The organism is Robiginitalea marina (genome assembly GCF_024006985.1).
GTDB lineage: Bacteria > Bacteroidota > Bacteroidia > Flavobacteriales > Flavobacteriaceae > Robiginitalea > Robiginitalea marina.
Genome location: NZ_JAMXIB010000001.1, coordinates 491,785 through 515,655, shown reverse-complemented (window position 1 = coordinate 515,655; position 23,871 = coordinate 491,785). Strand labels below are relative to the sequence as shown.

Annotated in this window: 20 protein-coding genes; 7 read left to right on the top strand and 13 right to left on the bottom strand. The window is 53.9% G+C overall.

Annotation, left to right across the window (positions count from 1 at the left end; all coding sequences use genetic code 11):
- The first annotated feature begins 24 nt into the window (after positions 1-24).
- Positions 25-1,719 carry an energy-dependent translational throttle protein EttA gene (gene ettA, locus NG653_RS02245; RefSeq protein ID WP_252740030.1) on the top strand — a complete coding sequence of 565 codons (1,695 nt, stop codon included), beginning with the start codon at positions 25-27 and terminating at the stop codon, positions 1,717-1,719.
- 49 nt (positions 1,720-1,768) lie between these two features.
- On the opposite strand, the gene NG653_RS02240 is transcribed toward ettA, so the two are convergent.
- From NG653_RS02240 to NG653_RS02230, 3 genes are all read right to left on the bottom strand, one after another.
- Positions 1,769-3,160 (bottom strand): M16 family metallopeptidase, encoded by a 1,392-nt coding sequence (locus NG653_RS02240; RefSeq protein ID WP_252740029.1) that lies wholly within the window; start codon positions 3,158-3,160, stop codon positions 1,769-1,771.
- 2 nt (positions 3,161-3,162) lie between these two features.
- Positions 3,163-4,557: a M16 family metallopeptidase gene (locus NG653_RS02235; protein WP_252740028.1), complete on the bottom strand. Its 1,395-nt coding sequence runs from the start codon at positions 4,555-4,557 to the stop codon at positions 3,163-3,165.
- A 90-nt stretch (positions 4,558-4,647) separates the two neighbouring features.
- Positions 4,648-5,448: an MBL fold metallo-hydrolase gene (locus NG653_RS02230; RefSeq protein ID WP_252740027.1), complete on the bottom strand. Its 801-nt coding sequence runs from the start codon at positions 5,446-5,448 to the stop codon at positions 4,648-4,650.
- Positions 5,449-5,615: 167 nt separating this feature from the next.
- On the opposite strand from NG653_RS02230, the gene NG653_RS02225 reads away from it, so the two are divergent.
- Entirely contained in the window at positions 5,616-6,503 is an 888-nt protein-coding gene (locus NG653_RS02225) for a DUF8428 domain-containing protein (RefSeq protein WP_252740026.1), read from the top strand.
- Positions 6,504-6,569: 66 nt separating this feature from the next.
- Here the strand turns inward: NG653_RS02225 and fumC are convergent, their stop codons facing one another.
- Positions 6,570-7,970, bottom strand: a complete 1,401-nt coding sequence (fumC, locus tag NG653_RS02220) for a class II fumarate hydratase (protein ID WP_252740025.1) — start codon at positions 7,968-7,970, stop codon at positions 6,570-6,572.
- Positions 7,971-8,107: 137 nt separating this feature from the next.
- On the opposite strand from fumC, the gene NG653_RS02215 reads away from it, so the two are divergent.
- On the top strand, positions 8,108-8,281 hold the full coding sequence (locus NG653_RS02215) for a hypothetical protein (RefSeq protein ID WP_252740024.1): 174 nt from the start codon (positions 8,108-8,110) through the stop codon (positions 8,279-8,281).
- Positions 8,282-8,330: 49 nt separating this feature from the next.
- Here NG653_RS02215 and NG653_RS02210 read toward each other — a convergent pair whose 3' ends face one another.
- The 7 genes from NG653_RS02210 to NG653_RS02180 all read right to left on the bottom strand — a co-directional run bounded on the left by NG653_RS02210 (position 8,331) and on the right by NG653_RS02180 (position 16,219).
- Positions 8,331-10,817, bottom strand: coding sequence for a TonB-dependent receptor (locus NG653_RS02210; RefSeq protein ID WP_252740023.1), 2,487 nt, complete (start codon positions 10,815-10,817; stop codon positions 8,331-8,333).
- Positions 10,818-10,823: 6 nt separating this feature from the next.
- Positions 10,824-11,282: a hypothetical protein gene (locus NG653_RS02205; protein WP_252740022.1), complete on the bottom strand. Its 459-nt coding sequence runs from the start codon at positions 11,280-11,282 to the stop codon at positions 10,824-10,826.
- A gap of 105 nt (positions 11,283-11,387) precedes the next feature.
- Positions 11,388-11,729 carry an arsenate reductase (glutaredoxin) gene (gene arsC / locus NG653_RS02200; RefSeq protein ID WP_252740021.1) on the bottom strand — a complete coding sequence of 114 codons (342 nt, stop codon included), beginning with the start codon at positions 11,727-11,729 and terminating at the stop codon, positions 11,388-11,390.
- Between the two features lie 23 nt (positions 11,730-11,752).
- Positions 11,753-12,845, bottom strand: a protein-coding gene (gene prfB / locus NG653_RS02195; protein ID WP_256470385.1) for a peptide chain release factor 2 whose coding sequence is annotated in 2 segments (ribosomal slippage) — positions 11,753-12,787 and positions 12,789-12,845 — 1,092 coding nt in all. Because the reading frame shifts where the segments join, the coding sequence is not laid out codon by codon here.
- Between the two features lie 62 nt (positions 12,846-12,907).
- Positions 12,908-13,759: a transglutaminase-like domain-containing protein gene (locus tag NG653_RS02190; protein WP_252740020.1), complete on the bottom strand. Its 852-nt coding sequence runs from the start codon at positions 13,757-13,759 to the stop codon at positions 12,908-12,910.
- 49 nt (positions 13,760-13,808) lie between these two features.
- Complete coding sequence (locus NG653_RS02185) at positions 13,809-14,753, bottom strand: alpha-E domain-containing protein (protein WP_252740019.1); 945 nt, start codon at positions 14,751-14,753, stop codon at positions 13,809-13,811.
- A gap of 5 nt (positions 14,754-14,758) precedes the next feature.
- Entirely contained in the window at positions 14,759-16,219 is a 1,461-nt protein-coding gene (locus NG653_RS02180; protein WP_252740018.1) for a circularly permuted type 2 ATP-grasp protein, read from the bottom strand.
- 158 nt (positions 16,220-16,377) lie between these two features.
- Between NG653_RS02180 and NG653_RS02175 the strand changes: the two genes are divergently transcribed.
- Both NG653_RS02175 and NG653_RS02170 read left to right on the top strand, forming a co-directional pair.
- Positions 16,378-18,783: a zinc-dependent metalloprotease gene (locus NG653_RS02175; protein ID WP_252740017.1), complete on the top strand. Its 2,406-nt coding sequence runs from the start codon at positions 16,378-16,380 to the stop codon at positions 18,781-18,783.
- A 15-nt stretch (positions 18,784-18,798) separates the two neighbouring features.
- Positions 18,799-19,836, top strand: coding sequence for a threonine aldolase family protein (locus NG653_RS02170; protein WP_252740016.1), 1,038 nt, complete (start codon positions 18,799-18,801; stop codon positions 19,834-19,836).
- Here the strand turns inward: NG653_RS02170 and NG653_RS02165 are convergent.
- Both NG653_RS02165 and NG653_RS02160 read right to left on the bottom strand, forming a co-directional pair.
- Positions 19,801-20,136: a YegP family protein gene (locus tag NG653_RS02165; RefSeq protein WP_252740015.1), complete on the bottom strand. Its 336-nt coding sequence runs from the start codon at positions 20,134-20,136 to the stop codon at positions 19,801-19,803. The two genes, NG653_RS02170 and NG653_RS02165, sit on opposite strands and share 36 nt — an antisense overlap.
- A gap of 16 nt (positions 20,137-20,152) precedes the next feature.
- Positions 20,153-20,479, bottom strand: coding sequence for a YbaB/EbfC family nucleoid-associated protein (locus NG653_RS02160; protein ID WP_252740014.1), 327 nt, complete (start codon positions 20,477-20,479; stop codon positions 20,153-20,155).
- Between the two features lie 136 nt (positions 20,480-20,615).
- Here NG653_RS02160 and NG653_RS02155 point away from each other — a divergent pair, with 136 nt between their 5' ends.
- Positions 20,616-22,673, top strand: a complete 2,058-nt coding sequence (locus NG653_RS02155) for a S9 family peptidase (RefSeq protein ID WP_252740013.1) — start codon at positions 20,616-20,618, stop codon at positions 22,671-22,673.
- Between the two features lie 72 nt (positions 22,674-22,745).
- Entirely contained in the window at positions 22,746-23,786 is a 1,041-nt protein-coding gene (capA, locus tag NG653_RS02150; RefSeq protein ID WP_252740012.1) for a cysteate synthase, read from the top strand.
- Positions 23,787-23,871 lie beyond the last annotated feature (85 nt).

Genomic DNA, 23,871 nt, shown 5'->3' with positions numbered 1-23,871 from the left:
ACTCACTGCTAATTTTTTAAGGATATGTCTGACGACAAGAAGGTTATATTTTCCATGTCGGGGGTGACCAAAACCTACAAGAACGCCAATACCCCTGTACTCAAGAACATCTACCTCAGTTTTTTCTACGGGGCCAAAATTGGCATCCTGGGGCTTAATGGGTCCGGGAAGTCGACCCTGTTGCGCATAATTGCCGGGAAGGACACCAACTACCAGGGAAATGTCGTTTTCTCCCCGGGGTTCAAGGTGGGCCTGCTGGAGCAGGAACCCGAACTGGACCCGGATAAGACCGTGCTGGAAGTGGTCCGGGAAGGTGCGGCGGAAACCGTGGCGGTACTCGACGAATACAACAAGATCAATGACATGTTTGCCCTGCCGGAGGTCTACGAAAACCCCGACAAGATGCAGCAGCTGATGGACCGGCAGGCAGCCCTGCAGGACCAGATCGACGCTTCCGGCGCCTGGGAACTCGATTCAAAATTGGAAGTGGCTATGGATGCCTTGCGCACCCCGGAAGCAGACAAGAAGATTTCTGTGCTTTCCGGGGGGGAACGTCGCCGGGTGGCTTTATGCCGCCTGCTGCTGCAGGAACCGGACGTGCTCCTGCTCGACGAGCCGACCAACCACCTCGACGCCGAATCCGTCCAGTGGCTGGAACACCACCTGGCCCAGTACCGGGGTACCGTCATCGCAGTGACCCACGACCGGTATTTCCTCGATAACGTGGCGGGCTGGATTTTGGAACTCGACCGGGGCGAGGGCATCCCCTGGAAAGGGAACTACTCCAGTTGGCTGGAACAGAAATCCAAGCGGCTTGCCCAGGAGCAGAAACAGGCCAGCAAACGGCAGAAGACCCTGGAGCGGGAGTTGGAATGGATCCGCCAAAACCCCAAGGGAAGGCAGGCCAAACAAAAGGCCCGCCTGAACAATTACGACAAGCTCTTGAGCCAGGACCAGAAAAAGCTCGATGAAAACCTGGAGATCTACATCCCGAACGGGCCCAGGCTGGGGACGCATGTGATCGAGGCCCAGGGGGTGAGCAAAGCCTACGGGGACAAACTGCTTTACGAAGAGTTGAACTTCAGGCTCCCGCAGGCGGGTATTGTTGGGGTCATTGGGCCCAACGGGGCCGGGAAAACCACGATATTCCGCATGATTATGGGGGAGGAGCAACCCGACAAAGGGACCTTTACCATGGGGGACACCGTAAAAATAGCCTATGTGGACCAGGACCATGGAAATATAAAACCGGACAAGACCATCTGGGAGAATTTCAGCGACGGGCAGGAGTTGATCCTCATGGGCGGGCAGCAGGTCAATTCCCGGGCCTACCTGAGCCGCTTCAATTTCTCGGGCAGTGAACAGAACAAGAAGGTCAACATGCTCTCCGGGGGGGAACGCAACCGCCTGCATTTGGCCATGACCCTGAGGGAAGAGGGAAATGTCCTGCTCCTGGACGAGCCGACCAACGACCTAGATATAAACACCTTGCGTGCGTTGGAGGAGGGCCTGGAAAATTTTGCCGGATGTGCGGTCATCATTTCGCACGACCGCTGGTTCCTGGACCGGATATGTACCCATATCCTGGCTTTTGAAGGCGATTCCCAGGTGTACTTTTTCGAAGGGTCCTTCTCGGACTACGAAGAAAACAAGAAAAAACGCCTGGGGGCGGAGGCCACGCCCAAGCGCTTTAAGTACAAAAAGCTCGTTCGCGAATAAAAAAACTCCCGGGGAACCCCCGGGAGTTTTTGCTTTTGGGCCGAAAGGCCTATTGTTTCAGCGGTTGTTCCAGGGTTTGCTCCAGCTGGCCCTCGATTTTTTCCTTGTCGCCCACCACGATCAGGGTCATGTTTTCGGGACGGATGTATTTGCGGGTCAGTTCAGATACCTGTTCCGGGGTCACCGCATGCATGTTCGCAACCTTGTTCTTCAGGAAGGATTCATCCAGGTCGTGGGTATTGAGGAAAATCAATTGCCCGATGATCCCTGAAGGGGTGGAATTCTGCAGCACGAATATCCCGGATTCGTAATTGATGATGCCTTCGAGTTCTTCCGCCGTAGGGGGTTCCTGTTGCAGGCGTTCGATTTCACTGGTGATTTCGCGGATCGATGCCCCGGTGTGTTCCGTGGTTACGTCAGCAACCTCAAACCAGGCCCCCGAACGGTAATTGGTCGCCAAAACGGAGGTAGGGGAGTAGGTATACCCTTTGTCTTCCCGGATATTGCTGGTGATGCGGGAAGCGAAAGAGCCCCCGAGGATGGAGTTGGTCACGTCCAGGGCCAGGAAATCGGGATCCGAAGGACCGGGTACCGGAAGCCCGTAATAAATGGTTGACTGTGGCGCCCCGGGCCGGTCGATGATCTTCATGGAAGGTGCCGTTACCGGCTCGGCTACCGGATAATTAGCCGGGTTGCCTTCCTGCCAGCCGGCCATGGAAGCTTCCACAGCTTCCTTAACGGCCCCGGCATCGAAATTTCCTGCCACATAGACGGTGGTCCTTTGGGCCCCCAGGTTTTCCTGGTAAAACTGTTTCAGGTCTTCCACCCCATAGGAGTCAATTTGTGCTTCGGTTGGAAAAACCCGGCCATAGGGGTGGTCGGGATAGAGGGCGGCATAAAAATCGCGTCTTGCCTGCGACTGGGGCCGGGAAAGCTGTATGGCCAGGCTCCGTTTCATGTCGCTTTTGAGGCGGTCGAGTTCTTCCACGGGCCATTTTGGGTTACGCAGCACATCGGCCATCAGGCGAATGGCTTCCGGGGCAAACTCGTACAGTACCGATGCGGAGAGGGAAGAGGTATGGGTGCCCACCCCGATGTTGAGGTTGCCCCCCATGGCTGCCATTTCATCGGCAAGCTGACGGGCGCTGCGGGTGGAGCTTCCTTCTTTCATCAGGTCGGCCATAAGGTCGGCGAGCCATACCTGGTCGGGCCCTTCGTGGATGTTCCCGGTTTTGATGCTGAACTGAATGGTTGCCTTTGGGATGGAACCGTAGGGTATCATCACCAGGGTAAGCCCATTGTAAAAGGCGATTACCTCTTTCTGCGGCAGGGTGAAATTCTTTGGTTCCCCGCCTTTGGGCGGTTCCTCCTTTTGTTGCGCATTGATCGGCCCCAGAGGCAGCAGCAGGGCCAGTGCCATGGAATACAGGAATGTTTTCATCGCTATTCGGATTTTTGGTTGTTGGCCAGCAGCGGGTTTACCACAAGGATGGTCCGGTTGGTCGGCCTCAGGTATTCATCGATGGTACGTTTGACGGTTTCCACATCCACCTTCCGGAATTCTTCCTCCAGGCTGTTGATGCGGGAAGGGTCATCATCAAAAAGGGCGAAGCTGCACAGCAAGTCTGCCCGGCCCAGGCCAAAGAACCCCCCCACGTCATCGTAAAGCCGGGACCGGATTTTCACCAGGGCCAGGTCGAGCATTTCCTGGTCCACCGATTCCTTAAGGCCCGACATGACTTCTTCGATGGCCCCGAGCACATCTTCCCGGCTGGTCTCGTTGTCATAGGTGAGGTCATACATCCAGAGCATGGGGCCTTTGTAGTTAAACATGTTCCCCAGGTAGTTGATCCCTCCGCTGACGTCAGAGGAGAAGCCTTTTTCCTTTTCCAGTTTCTGTACGAGCAGGCTGTTGTCGCCCTGCACCAGTATTTGGTCCAGCAGGCCCATGGCGAAGTACTCGGGGGAATTGCGCTCTGGCATATGGAAGGCGACGGCAAGTGCCGGTTTGTTGGCCAGGGAATCATTTTTTACGAACTCCTTAGCCGTTTCCTGACGGGGCTCCGAAATGTCGGGTTGAGGCGGGAGCTCTGCCGCGGGAATATTCCCGAAGTATTTTTCGATCCAACCCCTGGTTTGTTCCTCGTCAAAATCGCCAACGACTGCAAGGGCTGCATTGTTTGGGGCATAATAGGTTTTGAAGAAGGCGAGTACATCTTCAAGGCTGGCGGCATCCAGGTCTTCCAGGTCCCCATAGAAATTATGGGCATTGTACCAGTTTTCATTGGCATACTGTGGCATATCGAGCCATGGGAATCCGCCGTAGGGCTGGTTGAGCACATTCACCTTTACCTCGTTCTTAACGACGCCCTGCTGGTTGGTCAGGTTCTCCTGGGTGATGTCGAGGCCCCGCATCCGGTCTGCCTCGGCCCAGAGCATGGTTTCCAGTTTATGGGACGGAACAATCTCGAAATAATTGGTGAAATCAAAGCGGGTGGAACCATTCAGCACCCCGCCATTTTGTTGCACAAGCTTTATGAACTCCATTTTCCCCAGGTTTTCCGACCCCTGGAACATCATATGCTCAAACAGGTGGGCAAACCCGGTGCGGTCCTTCGGTTCGATCCGGAAGCCGATATTGTAATAGACGGCCACAATGGCGGTGGGGGAGGTGTCGTCCTGGGAAAGGATCACTTTCAACCCGTTGTCGAGGGTGTAATAGGTAACCGGGACCTTAAATTCAGAGGTAGTCTGGGTCTGGGCCTTGTCCTGCACACATGCGCCGAGCAGCAGCATCAGGACGCCAAGGGCGCTGGTGCGCCAGAGAAGCGTTTTCATGGAAGTGTGTCAATTTAGGATAATGTACGTTCATTGGAAGATAACCGCCTATTGGACGCTTGAGGCCATAATTTGTTACAGCCTGAAACGTTAATACGGGGCGTCCGGATACCAGTCGAGTTGTACGACCCTGATATCGGCATTACCCCCGGAAACCAGCCCGGCAAAACGCCCGACATCGCTTACGTCCGGGCGCCCGCGGTAATGGTAGGGATACACCTCCTTCGGGGCGAATTCAAGGACAGCATTGGCGGCCTGTTCCACGGTCATGGTATAGGGCAGGTTCATGCAGACAAAGGCCTTGTCTATGTTTTCCAGGGCACGCATTTCAGGGATGTCTTCCGTATCCCCCGAAAAATAGATGCGCATGCCACCCTTTTCCAGCACATAACCATTCCCCCGGCCCTTTACGTGGAAATCCCGGGCTTCCTCCCGCAGGTTGTACATGGGGATCGCCGTTACGGTAATCCCGTAGCGTTCTTTCTGTTCCCCGTTTCCAAGGACATCAATCTGGGGTGCAAAGGCATCGGGCATTTGTTCGGCAACGGCCTGGGGCATTATGAGTTTTGCCTTTTCCGTGGGCAGTTGTTGAAGGGTTTCCAGGCTGAAATGGTCGCCGTGGATGTCCGTGATCAGGATCAGGTCTGCCGGACCAAAAGCCGCAAAGGCGGCGGGGTCCCCCACCGGGTCTATGTAAAGGGTGGTGCCCCCCCATTGCAGCACGGCAGTGGCATGGGAAACCGGGGTGACCACCAGGGATTCATTCGGGGGGTTGGGGCCGGTATCGGCAACGGCCTGGTTCCGGGCCCCGGTTTTGGTACCCTCCCCCTTACAGGAGAAAACCATCAGGCTGCCCGCCAGGCAGGAGGCAAAAAGTCGTCTCAGGGTCATGATATTCGAATTGAAAATTTCATAAAGCACCTGAAAGATACAAACTACCCCTGCTGGTCGCAGGCAATCCGAATATTTTTTTCCGGTATCGAAATCTAAACCTTCGATTGGCCCGTATATAGAGCACAAACAATGTACTTTAAACAAAGTAATCAATTCGTACACTTATGGCAGAAACAAAAAACAATAACGGATTAAAGGTGCTTGCCGGTCTTCTCGGAGTCATCCTTTTGGGTACGGTGATTTACACCGTAAACCTCTATCAGGACAAGAAGAAGAACGAGGCCATCCTCCAACAGGAAAAGGAACTTGTGGTGGATGACCTGAACAACCTTAAAAGCGAATACGACAAGGCGATCATGGAGAGCAATGCCACGAACGAGGAACTTGTTAAGGCGCGTGACGAAATCGCCAAATACATCGATTCGGTAAGTGTCATGAAAGCTGATCTTGCCACCCTGTCCCGCTACCGCAGGCAGGTTGCCGTCCTGAAACAGGAACGCGAGCAATTGCTCAGGCAGGTAGACTCCCTGAAGCAGTCCAACACCATGATCGCCATGCAGCGAGACAGTACGTTCGCCGAACTGGAGAAGCAAACTGTTTTCAACGATTCCCTGGTGGTTCAGAACACCCAGCTGGCTGATGCCGTGGAACGCGGGTCCGCCCTGAACCTGACCTCCTTTGTGGTGGATGCCGTTCGGGAACGCAACAATGGCAGCCTGGTATCGACCAACAGGGCCCGCCGCACCGAAAAGTTGAAAGTATGCTTTACAGTGGCCGATAACGTGATTGCCCAGGCCGGTGACCGCGAATTCTATATCGAGGTGCTCGATCCCCAGGGAAATCTAATGGGGGGCGCCAACACCAAATCCATAGAGGACGGCCCCTCCATTACCTATACCAAGAATACCAACTTTTATTACGAAAATGCATCCCTGGATGTGTGTGACTATATCAGCAACTACGCAGGCCAGTTCCAGGACGGGAACTATATGGTCAACGTTTACGACGACCGCCTGAAGCTGCTCGCAACCTCCAAGTTTGAGTTAAAATAAGGGCTGTAGCCTGAAATGGAAAAAGGGATCCCCGATGGGATCCCTTTTCTTTTTTTGGGTGGGGCTTTAGTTCCGAAGGCTTCCCACCATATCCCCGGGTTTTACCCATTCATCGTATTGTTCCCCGGTGACATACCCCAGGCGAATCGCTTCTTCCCTTAGGGTGGTCCCGTTCTGGTGGGCGGCGTTCGCAATTTCTGCAGCCTTGTAGTACCCGATCCGCGTGTTGAGGGCGGTCACCAGCATAAGCGAATTATTCAGCAGCTTTTCGATGGTTTCCCGGTTGGGTTCGATCCCCGTAGCGCAATGGGCCTCAAAGCTCGTGCAGGCATCGCCCAGGAGCTGGGCCGATTGCAGGGCGTTTGCCGCCATCAGGGGTTTAAAGACGTTCAGTTCGTAATGCCCCTGCGTCCCACCTATAGTAATGGCCACATCATTCCCCATAACCTGAGCGCAGACCATGGTCAGGGCCTCACATTGGGTGGGGTTAACCTTGCCCGGCATAATGGAGCTTCCCGGCTCATTGGCGGGAATGAGGATCTCCCCAATCCCCGAGCGGGGCCCCGAGGCCAGCATCCGGATGTCATTGGCAATTTTATTCAGGGAAACGGCCAGTTGTTTCAGGGCTCCATGGGTTTCCACAAGGGCGTCGTGGGCGGCCAGGGCTTCGAATTTGTTGGGGGCCGTTTTGAAGGGATGCCCCGTGAAGGTACTGATGTATCGGGCCACCAGTACGTCATAGCCCTTTGGGGTGTTCAACCCCGTGCCCACGGCAGTGCCGCCCAGCGCCAGTTCGCTGAGGTGGTCGAGCGTGTTTTCCACGGCCCTGATACCGTGGTCGAGCTGTGATACGTATCCTGAAAATTCCTGTCCGAGCGTCAGGGGGGTGGCATCCATCAGGTGGGTACGGCCGATCTTGACCACATCCATAAAGGCTTCCGATTTTGCTTTCAGGGTATCCCTTAACCGGCGGACCCCTGGAAGGGTTACCTCCACCACCTTGCTATAGACAGCAATATGCATCCCTGTTGGGAAGGTGTCGTTGGAAGACTGCGATTTGTTTACATCGTCATTGGCCTGCAAGGCCTTTTCCCCTTCGCCTATCTTGCGGCCGGCCAGTTCCTGGGCGCGGTTTGCGATCACCTCATTCACGTTCATGTTGCTCTGGGTACCCGAACCGGTCTGCCAGATCACCAGGGGAAACTGGTCGTCGTGCCTTCCTTCCAGGATTTCGTCGCAGACCCGGGCGATCAGGTCCCGCTTTTCCGCGGCCAGCACCCCCAGCTCGCAGTTGGCGTATGCCGCCGCTTTCTTCAGGTAGGCAAAGCCATAAATGATGTCCTTCGGCATGGAAGCCTCCGGCCCGATTTTGAAGTTGTTCCTCGAGCGTTCAGTCTGGGCGCCCCAGTACTTGTCGGCGGGTACTTTTACCTCGCCCATGGTGTCTTTTTCTATTCGGAATGACATGGGTAGTTTCTTTTGGGTAAAGATACGGATTCAGGGGCCAGCGCTCCAAGGCCACGCCGCGAGGGGGCGAATTTTTTGCGAATGATTTGCGCCTTTTTGGGAAAACCGCCTATCTTTGTGCCTCAAAGCGCCTGTCCATGTTTGAATTTGACCAATACCTCGGCTTTTTGGCTTTTCTGACCATCCTGACCATAGGGTTCTGGCTGATGATGTTCCTCATCCTTTTCGTAGTTCCTTACTGGCTGGGAGGAAACCTGATGGAGCTCTGGAAGGAGCGGCGGGAAGCCAGGAGGGCTAAAAGAGAAGCATAAAAAAAAGCGGGATAGCCCGCTTTTTTTATGCAATGTCTTTCCCGCAAGTCTAGCCGCTGAATTCGCCTCCTTCTTCGTCGTAATCACCCCCCTGGCGGCCCCTGCCGTTTCGTTTTTTCGCTTCGTTAAACCGGTAGATAAACGAAAAGGTGATCGTCCGTACCCTCCACTGGAATTCGCTGTCTGAAGTGAAAAAGTCTGTTTGGGTAAAGGAGCGGCGCTTCCTTGAATTAAACAGGTCGCTTACATTAAACAGGATGGTCCCGTTGTCTTTCATGATATCCTTGCTGAAGGCGAGGTTAACGGAAAAAATCCCCTCCGTCTTCGTTTGCGCATTCTGGTTGGGTCCCTGGTAAAAGGCATTGGTCTGCCAGTCTATTTTTGCGGGAAGGGTAACCTTTGAGCTGAACCGGGCAAACCAGCTGTTGTTTTCGGCCCCATAATCCACCCCATTGAACTCTCCTTCCGTAACGAACCGGAAAAAGTTGAAGCTGCTGTTGATGCGGAGCCACCGCGTAGGATTGTAAAGGACAGCGGCTTCTGCACCATACCGCTGATTGGTCGAGAGGTTGATCGGGATGGAACGCACGATCTCAATCCCGTCTGTTGTGGTCTCCCCCGTGGGCTCCTGAACCCTTTCGAAGGCCCCGGATTCCAGTTGGTAGTAGACAGAAGAGGTAAGGGTGAGCTTGTCCCAGCGTTTCAGGTACCCCAGGTCGAAGGCATTGGCGAAGGCGGGGTCAAGGTCCGGGTTCCCCTGGAAGATATTCGTACGGCTGCTCCGGGAAGGGAAGGGGTTAATAAACCAGCTCCTGGGCCGGTTGATCCGGCGGTTGTAACCCAGGGAAATGTTTTCTGTATCAGTAAGTTCGTAGATCAGGTTAACTGTGGGAAACAGGCCCACAAAATCTTTATCGAAATTCAAATCCACATCCTCCCCCAAAAGGTCCTCCAGTTCCGAAAGGTCGAATTCCGTGTCTACTTTCCCTTTCAACTGGGTGTATTCCAGCCGCAGTCCGGTAAGGAAGGAAAACTTGCCCAGCTTGTTGCCGTATTGCGTGTACACGGCGTGTACATTCTGGTCGAAAGTAAAGATGTTGGTCAGCTGTTCATTGATCACCAGGTTCCCGGAGGCCTGGTCCAGGGAGTCCAGGCGGTAATCGGTGATTTGCTGTTCCAGGTTGGACCGTAACCCGGCTTCGAACTGGGCCTCACCTATGGGGAGTACGTAGTCGGCCTGGAACAGGAATTCCTTCTGGTCCTGGGTTTGATCCACGTTTTCAAGGGCCAGCAACCGGTCATCGGGGAGGGTGTTGCGCTCTTCGATCAGGGCAACGGAGGTTTCCCCGTCTATGGAGTATTGCAGGTCGGCCGTTAGCTCGTGGCCTTCATCGTTAAAGTTATTGCGGTAATTCAGTGAAAACTGATAGCTCTTGTCGTCCTCCTCCTGGTCTTCTTCCCTGAGCGTACGGCTTTGAAGTACCGCCTGGTCAAAACGCTGGGTCGCATTTTCCGTCAGATCCCGGTCCCTGGAAAAGCGCCAAAAGAAACTTCCCGTAAGGCTGGACCGTTCTGTGAAAAAATACTCCAGCCCGAGGTTGGTGTTGAAGCTGCGGTTCAGCCTTTTGGTATCCCGGTCTTCGATGATCCGGTCGAAGGAACCGGAGGTGTAGGTGTTGTCGAAAAAGGCATTCCCCGGGGCATCTCGATACCGGAAACCGGTGGTGTTAAACAGGTTGAATTTGTCGGAACGCAGGTTCACGTTTGCGGTGAGCCCGCTGTTTGTGGGGTATCCGATAAAGGTGTTGACTGAACCGTTGAAGCCCAGGGTCTTTTCCCGCTTCAGGATGATGTTGAGGATGCCCGCAGTACCTTCGGCGTCGTAACGGGCCGAAGGGCTGGTGATGACCTCTACTTTTTCAATAGCCTCGGCAGGAAGCTGTTGCAGGGCATCCGTGGAACCAAAGCCGGCCAGGGCCGAAGGCCGGCCGTTAATCAGGATACGGACATTCTCGTTCCCCCGGAGGCTGATGTTCCCCTCTACGTCCACGGCAACCGAGGGGACGTTGTTAAGCGCATCCGAAACCGTCCCCCCGCTGGTGGTGATGTCCTTACCAATGTTGTAGATTTTTTTGTCGAGGCGGACTTCTACCGTAGTGCGCTCCCCGACCACTTCCACGGCCTCCAGTTCCTCCACATTGAGGCCCAGGCGGATCACCCCAAGGTCCGTCGAGCGGATATAGCGCTGGTTATCTTGTGTATAGGTAGTGTATGAGATGTACTCGGCCCTGATGTTGTATATGCCCGGGGTCGTCTCCACGCTGAACTTTCCTTCCAGGTCTGTAATACCCCCGGTAACTACGGAAGGGTCATCCGCTTTTTGCAAAACGAAGGTTGCATATTCCAGCGGGGTTCCCGTGTCGCGGTCCACAATCGTTCCTGTAAGAGTTATGTTTCGATCTGTTGGACCCTGTGGCCTTTGGGCCTGCCCGGTTAGACTGAGCAAAGCCATCAGCGGCACGAGAAATTTTTTCATTCAGGTTTAAGTTTTGTCTTTTTTCTTTTTTTTGCGCTCTTTTTTGGCCTTTTTGCTGTCGAAGCCGTTTTCCATCAATTCCATGAAGAGCTCAAACTTTTCTGCCGGTAACCCCTGTTCGAGGTCGGCCTTCTGGTTTTCCGCAATGCGCTCATGGGCCTCGCGGGTCTGCTCTGCAGGAAGGGCGAGGATTTGCAGTTCAATGCGCTGCTGTACGTATTTGGTCAAAACGGAACTTACAACGGCTTCCTCAAAAGCGTTGAGCTCAAGGGCCTCTATAATTTTGGGCATTTCTGCAGCCACGAGTTCTTCCGCCGTTTTGGGTTCTTCCTTCTGGGCTTCAGGCCCTGGTCCGCGAGGGATGGAAGACCGTTGCGGTCCGAAAGTCCCATATTGGCCCATTTGGGAATGGCCCCACTGGGAGGCAGCCATAAAGACGATCAAAAGAAAAAAGAATTGTTTCATGGTTTCCTTCTTTAGATTGGATCAAACGGGGAACGTTTAATCCGGTTTGGTTAAATGTTTGTTAAATGAATTCGCTTAAAGCTTAAACAAATCCAGGTTTCCTTGTTATAATAACTCCAGGACCTTTTCAGGCGGACGGCCAAGGATCGCCCGGTCACCCTTTACCACAACGGGGCGTTCCATGAGGATGGGATGGGCTTCCATAGCAGCCAGGATTTGCCCGTCGGTCAGGTCTTTTCCCCGGTATTTTTCCTTCCAGAGCGCTTCGCCGGTGCGCACCAGGGCGGCGGGCTCCATTTTCAGCTTATTGAGCAGCGCTTTGAGTCCGGAAGTGTCCAGGGGGGTCTTGAGGTATTCTATAATTTCAAAGGTTTCCCCGCTCTGCTGCACCAAATCGAGGGTTTCCCTGGATTTGCGGCACCTGGGGTTGTGGTAAACAATAATCATGATAAAAAGGTTTTTGTAAGCTGCTAGGCGGGGTCTTTTTGCCCCATCATCATCAGGTAGGCCTTTAGGAACATGTCGATTTCCCCGTCCATCACGGCATCGACATTCCCGGTTTCCGCCCCGGTGCGCACATCTTTGACCAGTTTATAGGGGTGCATGACGTAATTCCGGATCTGGGAGCCCCATTCGATTTTCATCTTGGAGGCCTCAATCTCGTCCCTGGCTTCTTGTTTTTTGCGCAGTTCTATCTCGTAGAGTTGTGATTTGAGCATCTTCAGCGCCGTTGCCCGGTTGTCGTGCTGAGAGCGCGAATCGGAACACGATATCTGAATGCCGGTGGGCTTGTGTACCAGTTGCACCTTGGTCTCGACCTTATTGACGTTTTGCCCGCCCGCCCCGCTGGAGCGCGCCGTGGTAATTTCGATATCAGCCGGGTTGATTTCAATTTCGATGGAATCGTCTACCAGGGGATAGACATAGACCGAGGCGAAAGAGGTGTGTCGTTTGGCGTTGCTGTCAAAAGGCGATATGCGCACCAACCGGTGGACCCCGTTCTCCCCTTTGAGCCACCCAAAGGCGTAGTGCCCTTCGATTTCCAGGGTTACCGTTTTAATTCCGGCCACGTCGCCTTCCTGGTAATTCAATTCCCGGATTTTATACCGGTTTTTTTCCGCCCACATGAGGTACATCCGCATCAGCATGGAGGCCCAGTCACAGCTCTCGGTCCCTCCGGCCCCTGCCGTAATCTGGAGCACTGCAGTCATTTCGTCCCCTTCCTCGGAAAGCATGTTGCGAAACTCCAATTTTTCGATAGCTTCCGTAGCCTTGTCCAACTGCTGCGAAACCTCCCTCACAGAGACTTCATCTTGCTCAAGGAAATCCACAAGAACCTCCAGGTCCCCGACCAGGCGCTCAGATTCTTCAAAGTCTTCGACCCACTGCTTCCTGGACTGGAGGCTTTTCATGACTTCCCGTGCCTTGACAGGGTCATCCCAGAACCCGGGCTCCATGGTTTTTTCCTCTTCGTTTTGAATTTCGATGCGTTTGGCATCTATGTCAAAGATACCTCCTTAACGCACCAAGGCGCTCCATAAGTGACTTCAATTTCTCCTTCATGAAAATGGATTTTAATGGTGTAAAAGTAAGGCGTTTTCAACAATTACCCACCGACTATTGCACTATTGTTGTTGGGTCTCGACCTGAACCCTGTGTCTGGTGGCATTCCCCCCCATCCCGGTAAAGACCCCTTTTAAAGGGGCACAGTCCGAGTAATCCCGTCCATGGGCCACTTTAATATGATCGGTGGTGGCGAGGATATTATTTGCAGGGTCGAATCCCACCCAGCCGATGCCCGGAAGGTGGGCTTCTGCCCAGGCATGCATCTGGGCGTCTCCGAAATATCCGAGTCCCTGGTGAAGGTATCCCGAGACATACCTGGCGGGGATTCCATGATGACGGGCAATTGCGAGGAAGAGGTGTGTAAAGTCCTGGCACACCCCCATACGATTCTCAAGAACCACCTCCAGTGGAGTATCGACGTCAGTCGCACCACTGGTATACTTCAGGGTTTGGAATACCCACGAATTCAACCCGATAAGGTTTTCAAAAATGTGATGCTTCGGGTCGAAGTCAAAAACTTTCACCCTATTGGGGAGCCGGCTCAACGGAGTATCTTTCAGGTACCTGCTAAACCGGATCCTGAAAAGCAGGAGTTCATCAGGATTTTCAGGTAAGCCCCGGAGTTGCCCCAAATCAAATTCAAAAGGATTTGCTTCCGTCTTTTCGAGATGGAATACGGCCCGGAAGGAAATCGTTTTGAAGGCTCCCTGACAACGCACCCGGATTGTGGTAAAATCGAATCCATTACGGGAAAATTCCCATGGGGCATTTTCACTGTTTTCGAAAAAGATTTGTATTCGCTGCTGATGGGCATCTTCCCGGGGAATAATCAGGAATTGCCAATTCGCCTCAAGCACGGGGTGCTCATAGGTATTTTCCGCAACGTATTCAATAGTGTAGTGTTCCGTCATTCCACCCTGTCCTTTCCAGGCCCTTAAGGTAAGCTGTTTTTAAAGTCTGCTAGTAATAGAAAAATTCCCCTTCGATCCTGGATCCGATCGCAGAAAGGGACGACAGGGTTTCCGTGATGAATTCCCTGTGGTTGTTATCGATGTCTTCAATGCTTTTGAACTGATACTCAGCCCTGATTTTTCCAATCAGAAAGGCCGAGGAGTCCTTGTCCCTGATTCTAAGGGGGTCCAGGATGGAAATATGCCGGTATATTTGGTTCAGGCTGTTCATCACCGACCTGGGGCAGTTGGGGTTCAGAATAAGGAATTCGAGCGTGCTCGTGCTCGTCGGTTGTTTTTTGTACAGCCGGCGCATCATATCGTAGGATTCTGTGCATTTCAGCAAGGTAGTCCATTCGTAACTGTATCGGAATCCCTCCTCTTGTTCTCCCTCTGCATGAAGCGCATCGAGGTATTTAGCCTGGATGATCCTTGTAATCTGCAGGGCCCGCTCCAGGTTAACCCCCAGCATGATGATGGCGTAAATGGAATCGTGAAGCAGTGTCCCCCGAATTTTTCCCCGGATGATTGCCGTCATCTCCGTCACCTGTGTGGTGAAATCGAAAAGCCCCGTCCTGACGAATTTTCCGGTGGGATAATCTACGGCGAAGTGGTAAAACTTATTGATGGACTCATAGAGTTCCGTGGAGATTAAATCCCTGGCAGATTGTGCATTTCCCCGGGCATTTTTTATGGAGTTTACGATGGAGGAGGATTCCCCGGGATCCGTGCCGATCCGATACAGGACATCCTGTTCCTTAAGGACGCCGGAGGACGCCATGGATAGCCCCGTCATGTTGACCATTGACCGGAGCACAAACTCCCTTGACTGGGAAGTCGAACTGGGGGCATCCAGGGAGGAAAAGTAGTTCACGTTCATGAAGCGCGCCATGTGTTCGGCCCGTTCAATATAACGCCCCATCCAAAATAAGTTATCGGCTACTCGAGCAAGCATGGTCTTTATTTTTGAAGTACCCAGGTATCTTTGGATCCGCCGCCCTGGGAAGAGTTAACAATAAGGTTGCCCTTGCGAAGCGCAACCCGGGTGAGGCCGCCTTTCAAAACATATGAGGAATCGGGACCCAATACCGTAAAGGTGCGCAAATCGATATGGCGTTGTTCGAAGGACTGTGATTCCTCAATAAACGTTGGGTGCACAGAAAGCGACAGGATGGGCTGGGCTACATATTTCCTGGGAGCATTCCGGATAGATTGCCGGACCTCCTCCACTTCAGTGTCGGTAAGGCAGTTTCCTATGGAGATTCCATAGCCCCCGGCTTCATCTACGGGTTTTACCACCAGTTCCCGGATGTTGTCGAGCACGTATTCCAGATCCTCCTTGCGACTGCAATGGTAGGTTTGAACATTTTTCAGGATGGGCTCTTCACCCAGGTAGAATCGAATAATATCCGGAACATAGGTGTATACGGCTTTGTCATCGGCCACTCCGGTCCCCGGCGCATTTACTATCGTGATATTCCCCTTCTTATACGCTGCAAAAAGGCCAGGAACTCCGAGGGCAGAATCCTGCCGGAATTCCAAGGGATCGATAAAATGATCGTCGATTCTTCGGTAAAGGATATCGACCCTTCGGGGGCCCATAATCGTCTTCATGTATACAAAATCATTTTCCACGTAGAGGTCCCTTCCTTCAACCAGTTCCACACCCATGGTCTTGGCGAGGTAGCTGTGTTCGTAAAAGGCCGAATTGTACATGCCCGGGGTAAGCACTACGCAGGTAGGCACGTCGACCCCACCTGGTTTTACCCGTTCCAACTGGTCGAGCAGGTTTTCTGCATAGTTGGTTACTGTATGGACATCATAGTGGTTAAAGACCCCGAAAAACGCCCTTTTAAGGGCTGCCCGGTTGCTCAAAACGTAACTAACTCCGGAAGGGCACCGGATGTTGTCTTCCAAAACGTAGAATTCGCCGTCCTTGTGCCTGATAATATCGGTTCCGGAAATGTGGTTGTAAATGCCTCCGGGCGGGTCGAGCCCAACCATTTGCTCCAGGTAATTCTCGGAGGAATTGATAAGTTCCAGGGGAACAACCCCTGCCTTGAGGATCTCTTTTTCGTGGTAGAGGTCGTGCAAAAACAAATTCAATGCCCGGCAGCGCTGAACCACCCCTTTTTCGATATGTGCCCACTCCTCTGCACCAATAATTCTGGGGAACAGGTCGAAGGGGAAAATCTTCTCCCTGGTGGTTGCCTCATTGTAGACCTGAAAGGTAATCCCCTGGTTAAAAAAAGAGGCTTTCGCCTTATTGTTCAATTCGAGGTAATCGGAGATGGAATTCTTTCCGTAAAGGTTGAAAAGCTTGCTGTACACTTTGGTTACCTTTCCCTCCTGGTCGAATAGTTCGTCGAAAAGGCCGGGGTCTCGTGGATAAGACGAAAAAAGGGTATTTCGCTTTTGCATCGGGCAGGGTTTGGTGAAAAGGTACATTTTTTATTAGAATTAATTAATCTTTCCCTTTACAGTAAAGAGGGTGTTGCATTTTTTAAAGCGAGCCTTTGGAAGCGTAGCCACTTAAATGTATTTTAGGGCACCTTATCTAATGGACTAATAACTTTCCTATGAGATTCCTGCTTTCGTTTTCCCTGTTGGTTATGTTCCCCCTGCTCCTGGTCGGGCAGTTTGCGGAAAAGCGCAAAAACCTTGAAAAATCGGAAGGGTTTTTTGACTACTACTACGACGCTTCAGACGACAAAGTATACCTGGAAGTGGAGGAGCTGGAAAAGGAGTTCCTGTACGTATATTCCCTGAGCAGTGGGATCGGCAGTAATGATATCGGCCTTGACCGCGGGCAGTTGGGCAACGAGCAGGTGGTCTTTTTCCGAAAGGCCGGGAATAAATTGTTGCTGATACAGCCCAACCTGCAGTACCGCGCCCTCACCGACAACCCCCTGGAAAAAAAGTCGGTGGAGCAGGCCTTCGCCAAATCCATCCTTTTTGGCTTCCCCATCGTGGAAACCCGCGGGAATACCCATGTGGTGGACCTCACCGGTTTTCTGATGCAGGACGCCCACGGGGTTTCCGACCGTCTCCGGGATACCGGGCAGGGGTCTTACACCCTGGATACTTCCCGGAGCGCCATGAACCCGGAGCGCACCCGGGCCTTCCCTAAAAATGTCGAATTCGATGTGTTGCTCACCTTTAAAGGCGAACCCAAAGGCGGGTATGTTCGGTCCGTGACCCCAAACCCAAAACTGGTTACTGTGGCCCAGCACCATTCCTTCATCGAACTCCCCGACCCGGGCTTTCAGATGCGCGAGTTCGATCCGCGATCCGGGTCCTACCCGTTTTCTTTTTACGATTATGCGACCCCGGTGGAAAAACCAATCCTGAAAAGGTACATCCCGCGGCACCGGCTGGAAAAAAAGGATCCTTCCGCTGCCCTAAGCGAAGCCGTGGAGCCCATCGTCTATTACCTCGACAACGGCACCCCGGAACCGGTGCGATCCGCCCTGCTGGAAGGCGGGCGGTGGTGGAACCAGGCGTTTGAGGCCATCGGCTATAAAGATGCGTTCCAGCTGAAAATGCTGCCCGACGATGCAGATCCCCTTGACGTGCGGTATAACGTGATCCAGTGGGTGCATCGCTCCACCCGGGGCTGGAGTTACGGCAGCAGCGTGACTGACCCCCGGACCGGGGAAATCATAAAGGGACACGTAAGCCTTGGTAGCCTTCGGATCCGCCAGGATTTTATGATTGCCCAGGCCCTGGCGGAAAAACCTTTTGAAACGGCAGACGACAACGACCGCGCCCTGATGGAGTTGGCCCTGGCGCGGATCCGCCAGCTCTCGGCCCATGAAATCGGCCATACCCTTGGCTTTGCCCATAATTTTGCGGCCAGCAGCAATGACAAAACTTCGGTAATGGACTACCCACATCCCGATATTCGCCTGGTGGATGGAAAAATAGATTTTTCCGGGGCCTACGAAACGGGGATCGGCTCATGGGACAAAGTAACGGTGGCCTATGCCTATTCCGACTTTCGGGAGGGGACTGACGAGCGGGCCGCCCTGCAGGAGATCCTGCGCAAGGCAGAAGCCTCCGGCCTCCGCTATATTTCGGACCGGGACGCCCGTGCCCCGGGTGGATCGCATGCCTATGCCCATTTATGGGACAATGGGCGCAATGCCGCCGAAGAACTCGGACGCGTTCTGGACCTCCGCGAAAAGGCTATGGAATCGTTTTCCCCGGCCAATATACGGACCCTGGAGCCTTATGCCGTTCTGGAAGACGTTTTTGTCCCGCTGTATTTCTTCCATCGCTACCAGACGGAAGCAGCAGTAAAGTCCGTGGGGGGAATGGACTATAGATACGGGGTGCGCGGCGACGGGGCTGACCCGTGGAAAGCGCTCCCCAGAAAGGAGCAGGAACAGGCCCTGCAGGCGGTACTCCAAACCCTGGAAGCAGACCAGCTTGCCATTCCGGGGCGAATCCTCCAATGGTTTCCCCCCCGGCCGATCGGGTACGACGCGACCCGGGAATCCTTCAAAGGGAAAACAGGGGTTAGTTTTGATCCCCTTGCGGCCGCTGAAACGGCCGCCGACATGACCCTTGGCTTCCTGTTGCATCCGCAGCGGGCTTCCCGACTGGTAAACCAGCACAGCATGGATGCGGGACAACTCAGCCTGCAGGAGGTGCTTTCGGCCCTGGTGGCAGGAACGATAACGGATAAATTGCCTAAGGACAGCTACATGGCAGGGGTACAGCAGGTGATCAATTTCAGGGTGCTCGAACACCTGATGAACCTGGCCAGCCAGCCGGAAGTACACCCGCAGGTGAATGCAGCGGCCCACGCGGCCCTATCCGACCTGAAAACGTCCCTGGCCCGGCAAGGCACAGGACAACCCCTGGCGGCAGAGATCCTCCGTCGGATAAAGCGCTTCGAGGAACACCCGGAACTGTTCAAAGTGACAGAGGCCCCTAAAATCCCTGATGGATCGCCTATCGGGATGGACTGCTTTCAGTAAACACGGACCGAACCCATGGATGTAAACCTGATCAGCGACACGGTTACCAGGCCTACCCCGGGCATGTTGCAAGCCATGATGGAGGCCCGGGTGGGGGACGACGTCTTTAAGGAAGACCCCACGGTAAATGCCCTGGAAGATGAGGTAGCGCGCCTTTTCGGAAAGGAGGCCGCCCTGTTTTTCCCCAGTGGGACCATGGCCAACCAGACCGGGATTAAACTGCATACCCAGCCCGGGGAACAGCTCATTTGCGATAAGTTTGCCCACATCTATAACTATGAAGGGGGAGGGGTGAGTTTTAACAGCGGCGTCTCCTGTAAGCTGGTGGACGGCGAGCGCGGGATGATGACTGCAGCCCAGGTGGAGGCATCCATCAATCCGCCTGATTTTTACCACAGCCCCCGTACCACGCTGGTCTGCATTGAAAACACGACCAATAAAGGGGGAGGGGCATGCTGGGATTTTGAGGAGCTTCGACGCATCCGGGAGGTTTGTGACCGCCACGGCCTTAAGTACCACCTCGATGGGGCCCGCATTTGGAATGCCCTGGTAGCCAGAAAGGAGGTTGCCTCCGATTATGGCTCCCTTTTCGATACGATCAGCGTTTGTTTGAGCAAAGGACTGGGATGCCCGGTTGGTTCCCTATTGGTAGGCTCCAAATCGGACATGGATAAGGCCCTTCGTATCCGCAAGGTGCTGGGCGGGGGGATGCGGCAGGTCGGATACCTGGCTGCTGCCGGCCGGTATGCCCTGGAGCATCACCTTGGACGCCTGGAAGAAGACCACCGACGGGCCCGTGAAATCGGGGCTATGCTCTCTTCCAAACCTTATGTGCGTTACGTGGCCCCGGTGGAGACCAATATTGTCATCTTTGAACTGGATCCGGCGGCAGCGACCGATGCGGAAATGGTTTCGGCCCTGAATGCCCGGGGGATACGCCTGATCGGGATGGGTCAGGGCAAGCTCAGGCTGGTGACCCACCTCGATTATACCGAAGCCATGCACCAGTATACCCTCTCAGCCCTGGATGGGCTTTCCTTCGGACGGGCCTGATTCCCGAAGGCGTGCAAGGGTGTTTTTGATGCCGTTTTCCATCCCCGCTTCCGAGCGATACGGGCCACTGAAACCCAAAACCCGCCCATTCAGGCTTTTCAGTGCAAATTGAAACTGCCCCCTGTGGTTGGTACGGCGCTCAAAACAGGCCGGGCTTCCCAGGTGCCCGCGCACTTCGCTCAAACAGGCCCGTACCTCGGAAAGGGTGGAAAACCCCACGCTTTCGAGCAAAAGGTGCCCTTCCCGGCTTTTCACCAGGAAACGATACCCGTTATTGCCATTTTCCTGTACTTCCAGCACCTGTACGCGTTAAGGGTTATTTCAGAAAGGAATCCAGGCCCGGGATGTTTGGCATCCCTTCCCGGGCCACAGCAGAGAGTTCAGCATCGTGTACCTGCCCGGCTTTTTCGAGTGCCTGGTTCAGCGCAATGACCAGGGCGTCCACCAGGTGTTCCTTATCGTTCAATAAGTGGTCTGCCAGGTGGATTTCCCTAATTTCGCGGTTGGCCGTAAGCACCACCTCAACGTCACCCCCCGGGCCGGTTTCTTTGAGGGTAACCGAATCAAGGCGTTTTTTGGTGGCCTTTACTTTTTCCTGGGTTTCCCTCAGTTTACCCATCATTCCCATCAAATCTCCGAACATATTATAGGGCGTTTAAGGGTTAAAAATAGTAAATTCACCGGATTTTACCGGTCACCCCATGAGAAACCTACTCCCCTTAACCAGTCTTGTTTTAAGTAGTATTTTTGCACTTTCCTGCAACCCCCAAAACAGCACCATGCAAGAAGCCCAGCCACCTGTTGCCCTGAGGAAACCCCAAACCCTTGAAAAACACGGCGATGTACGCGTAGATGACTATTACTGGCTCCGGGACCGGGAAGATGAAGAGGTGTTGCAATACCTGCGGGACGAAAATGCCTATTTTGAGGCCGGGACGTCCCATACCCGTGAATTTGAAAAGCAGCTCTTCGAGGAAATGAAAGCCCGGATCAGGGAAGATGACGAATCGGTGCCGTATAAATTCAACGGCTACTGGTATATTACCCGTTTCGAACAGGGGAAGGAATATCCAGTGTATACCCGCCGGAAGGAACACATGGAAGCCCCTGAAGCGCTGTTGTTCGACGCAAACCAAATGGCGGAGGGCCATGAGTATTTCGACCTTAAGGGGATTTCCGTAAGCCCCGACAACCGCCTCGCCGCCTTTGGCACCGACACGGTTTCCCGCCGGCAATACACCATCCGGATCAAAAACCTGGAAACCGGGGAGGTCTATCCCGACCTGTTGGAAAATACCACGGGAAGCTCGGTTTGGGCCGCCGACAACAAAACCCTTTTCTACACCCGAAAAGATCCGGTCACCCTCCGTTCCGACCGCATTTACAAGCATATTGTGGGGACCGACCCGGCCCGGGACCAGCTGGTTTACCATGAGGAGGATGAAACATTCAACACGTACATCTATAAGTCAAAGTCCAGGAAATACCTCATTATCGGGTCGGTCAGTACCCTGACCAGCGAATACCGCATTTTGCCGGCAGACGAGCCCGGGGGCGATTTTCAGGTTTTTTCCCCCCGGGAACGCGGGGTGGAGTATTCCATTTACCACTTTGGGGACCACTTTTACATCGTAACCAACCGGGACGGGGCCTGGAACTTTAAGGTGATGAAGACCCGCGAAGGGCAGACGGGGTCGGCCCACTGGGAGGAATTCATCCCACACAGGGAACACGTGCTGATCGAGGACCTGGAAATCTTCAAAGACTATTATGTGCTGGCAGAGCGGGACGAAGGGCTTACCAAAATGCAGGTAACGCGCTGGGATGGGAGTGCGAGCTATTCGCTTCCCTTTGACAACGAGACCTATGTGGCCTATCCGTATGTAAACCTCGATTTCGATACGGAAACCTTCCGCTATGTCTACAATGCCATGACCTCCCCGTACAGTATCCTGGATTTCAACATGAGGACGCGGGAAAAAACCCTCCTGAAACAACAGGAAGTGCTGGACCCGGAATTCAGGGAGGAAAACTACCGCTCAGAGCGGGTCTGGGCCACGGCGCGAGACGGCTCAAGGGTACCCGTTTCCCTGGTCTACCATAAAGACACCCCCCTTGACGGGAGTAGCCCCCTGCTGCAGTACGGGTACGGCTCCTATGGGAGCACCATAGACCCCTATTTTTCGAGCCCGCGCCTTAGCCTGCTCAACCGGGGGTTCATCTATGCCATTGCCCATGTGAGGGGAGGGGAGTATCTCGGACGCCCCTGGTATGAGGATGGGAAATTGCTGCGGAAGATGAATACCTTTACCGATTTTATCGATTGTTCCCGGCACCTGGTTGAAAAGAAATACACCAGCCCCGACCGTCTTTACGCTTACGGGGGTTCCGCGGGGGGCCTGCTGATCGGGGCGGTAATCAACCTGGAACCCGAACTCTACCATGGGGTGATTGCCGCCGTGCCCTTTGTAGATGTGGTGACTACCATGCTCGACGAATCCATTCCCCTGACCACCGGGGAATACGATGAATGGGGTAACCCCAACGACCCTGAGTACTACGCGTATATGAAATCCTACTCCCCGTATGACAATGTGCGTCCTGCGGAATATCCCCATATGCTGGTGACCACGGGCCTCCACGATTCCCAGGTCCAGTACTGGGAACCGGCCAAGTGGGTTGCCCGGCTCAGGGTCATGAAAACAGGGCCTAACCGCCTGTACCTGCACACCAACCTGGAAGCAGGCCACGGGGGCGCGTCGGGGCGTTTTGAAGCCCTTAAGGAAACCGCAAGGGAGTATACCTTCCTGCTCGACCTGGCAGGTAAAATACATTAATTCAAAAAAAATAGTACTTTTGTAAGCGAAACCGGACGCTTCCGAAAGCGGCCAACCCCTAACCAAACGTGCATGGATCCAAAGATACAGGCCCACGCGAATATCCTTGAACTTATCGGAAACACCCCCCTGGTTAGCCTCAGCAGGATAACCGCTGGCTTTAAAGGGGAATACTACGCCAAGCTTGAGGCCTTCAACCCGGGGCACTCCTCCAAGGACCGTATTGCTCACCATATTATAAATGAAGCGGAAAAGCAGGGAATCCTCAGGCCCGGCAATACCATTATTGAAACCACCTCGGGCAACACAGGCTTCAGCCTGGCCATGGTTAGCATCATAAAGGGATATGAATGTATCCTTGCGGTAAGTTCCAAGTCGTCCAGGGATAAAATTGACATGCTGCGGACCATGGGGGCCAAGGTATATGTGTGCCCGGCCCACGTCAGTGCAGATGACCCCCGTTCCTATTACCAGGTTGCCAAAAGGCTGCACGGGGAAATCAAGGGGTCGGTCTATATCAACCAGTATTTCAACCAGCTGAATATCCAGGCCCACTATGACTCCACCGGCCCGGAAATCTGGCAGCAGACCGGTGGGCAAATCACCCACCTGGTGGCCTGCAGCGGGACGGGGGGTACCATCTCAGGAACCGCGCGGTACCTGAAGGAGCAAAATCCGGCTATCCGGATCCTGGGAGTGGATGCCTATGGTTCCGTACTTAAAAAATACCACGAGACCGGGGAGCTCGACACAGAGGAAATCTACCCGTACCGTATAGAGGGGTTGGGCAAGAACCTGATTCCCGACGCCACCGATTTCGATATTATTGACCAGTTTATCAAGGTCACCGATGAGGAGAGTGCCCATATGGCCCGGGAACTCTGCAAGACGGAAGGTATTTTTGCCGGATATACCTCCGGGGCGGCCATGCAGGCCGTCAGGCAGCTGGAAGCCGCAGGGGAATTTACGGCCGACAGCCGGGTGGTGATCATCTTCCCGGACCACGGGTCCCGCTACATGAGCAAGGTCTACAGCGACCAGTGGATGGAAGACCAGGGCTTTTTCGACAGCCAGAACGTGGGGGAACCTGAGAAGGTGCAATACGTGAAATAAGGCTGCTCGCCAGGCCCGGGGCCGTGCTTTTTTCCGCCCCCCAATTTTATGATTCCTTTGTAAAATTCTGTACTTTTGCGCATTG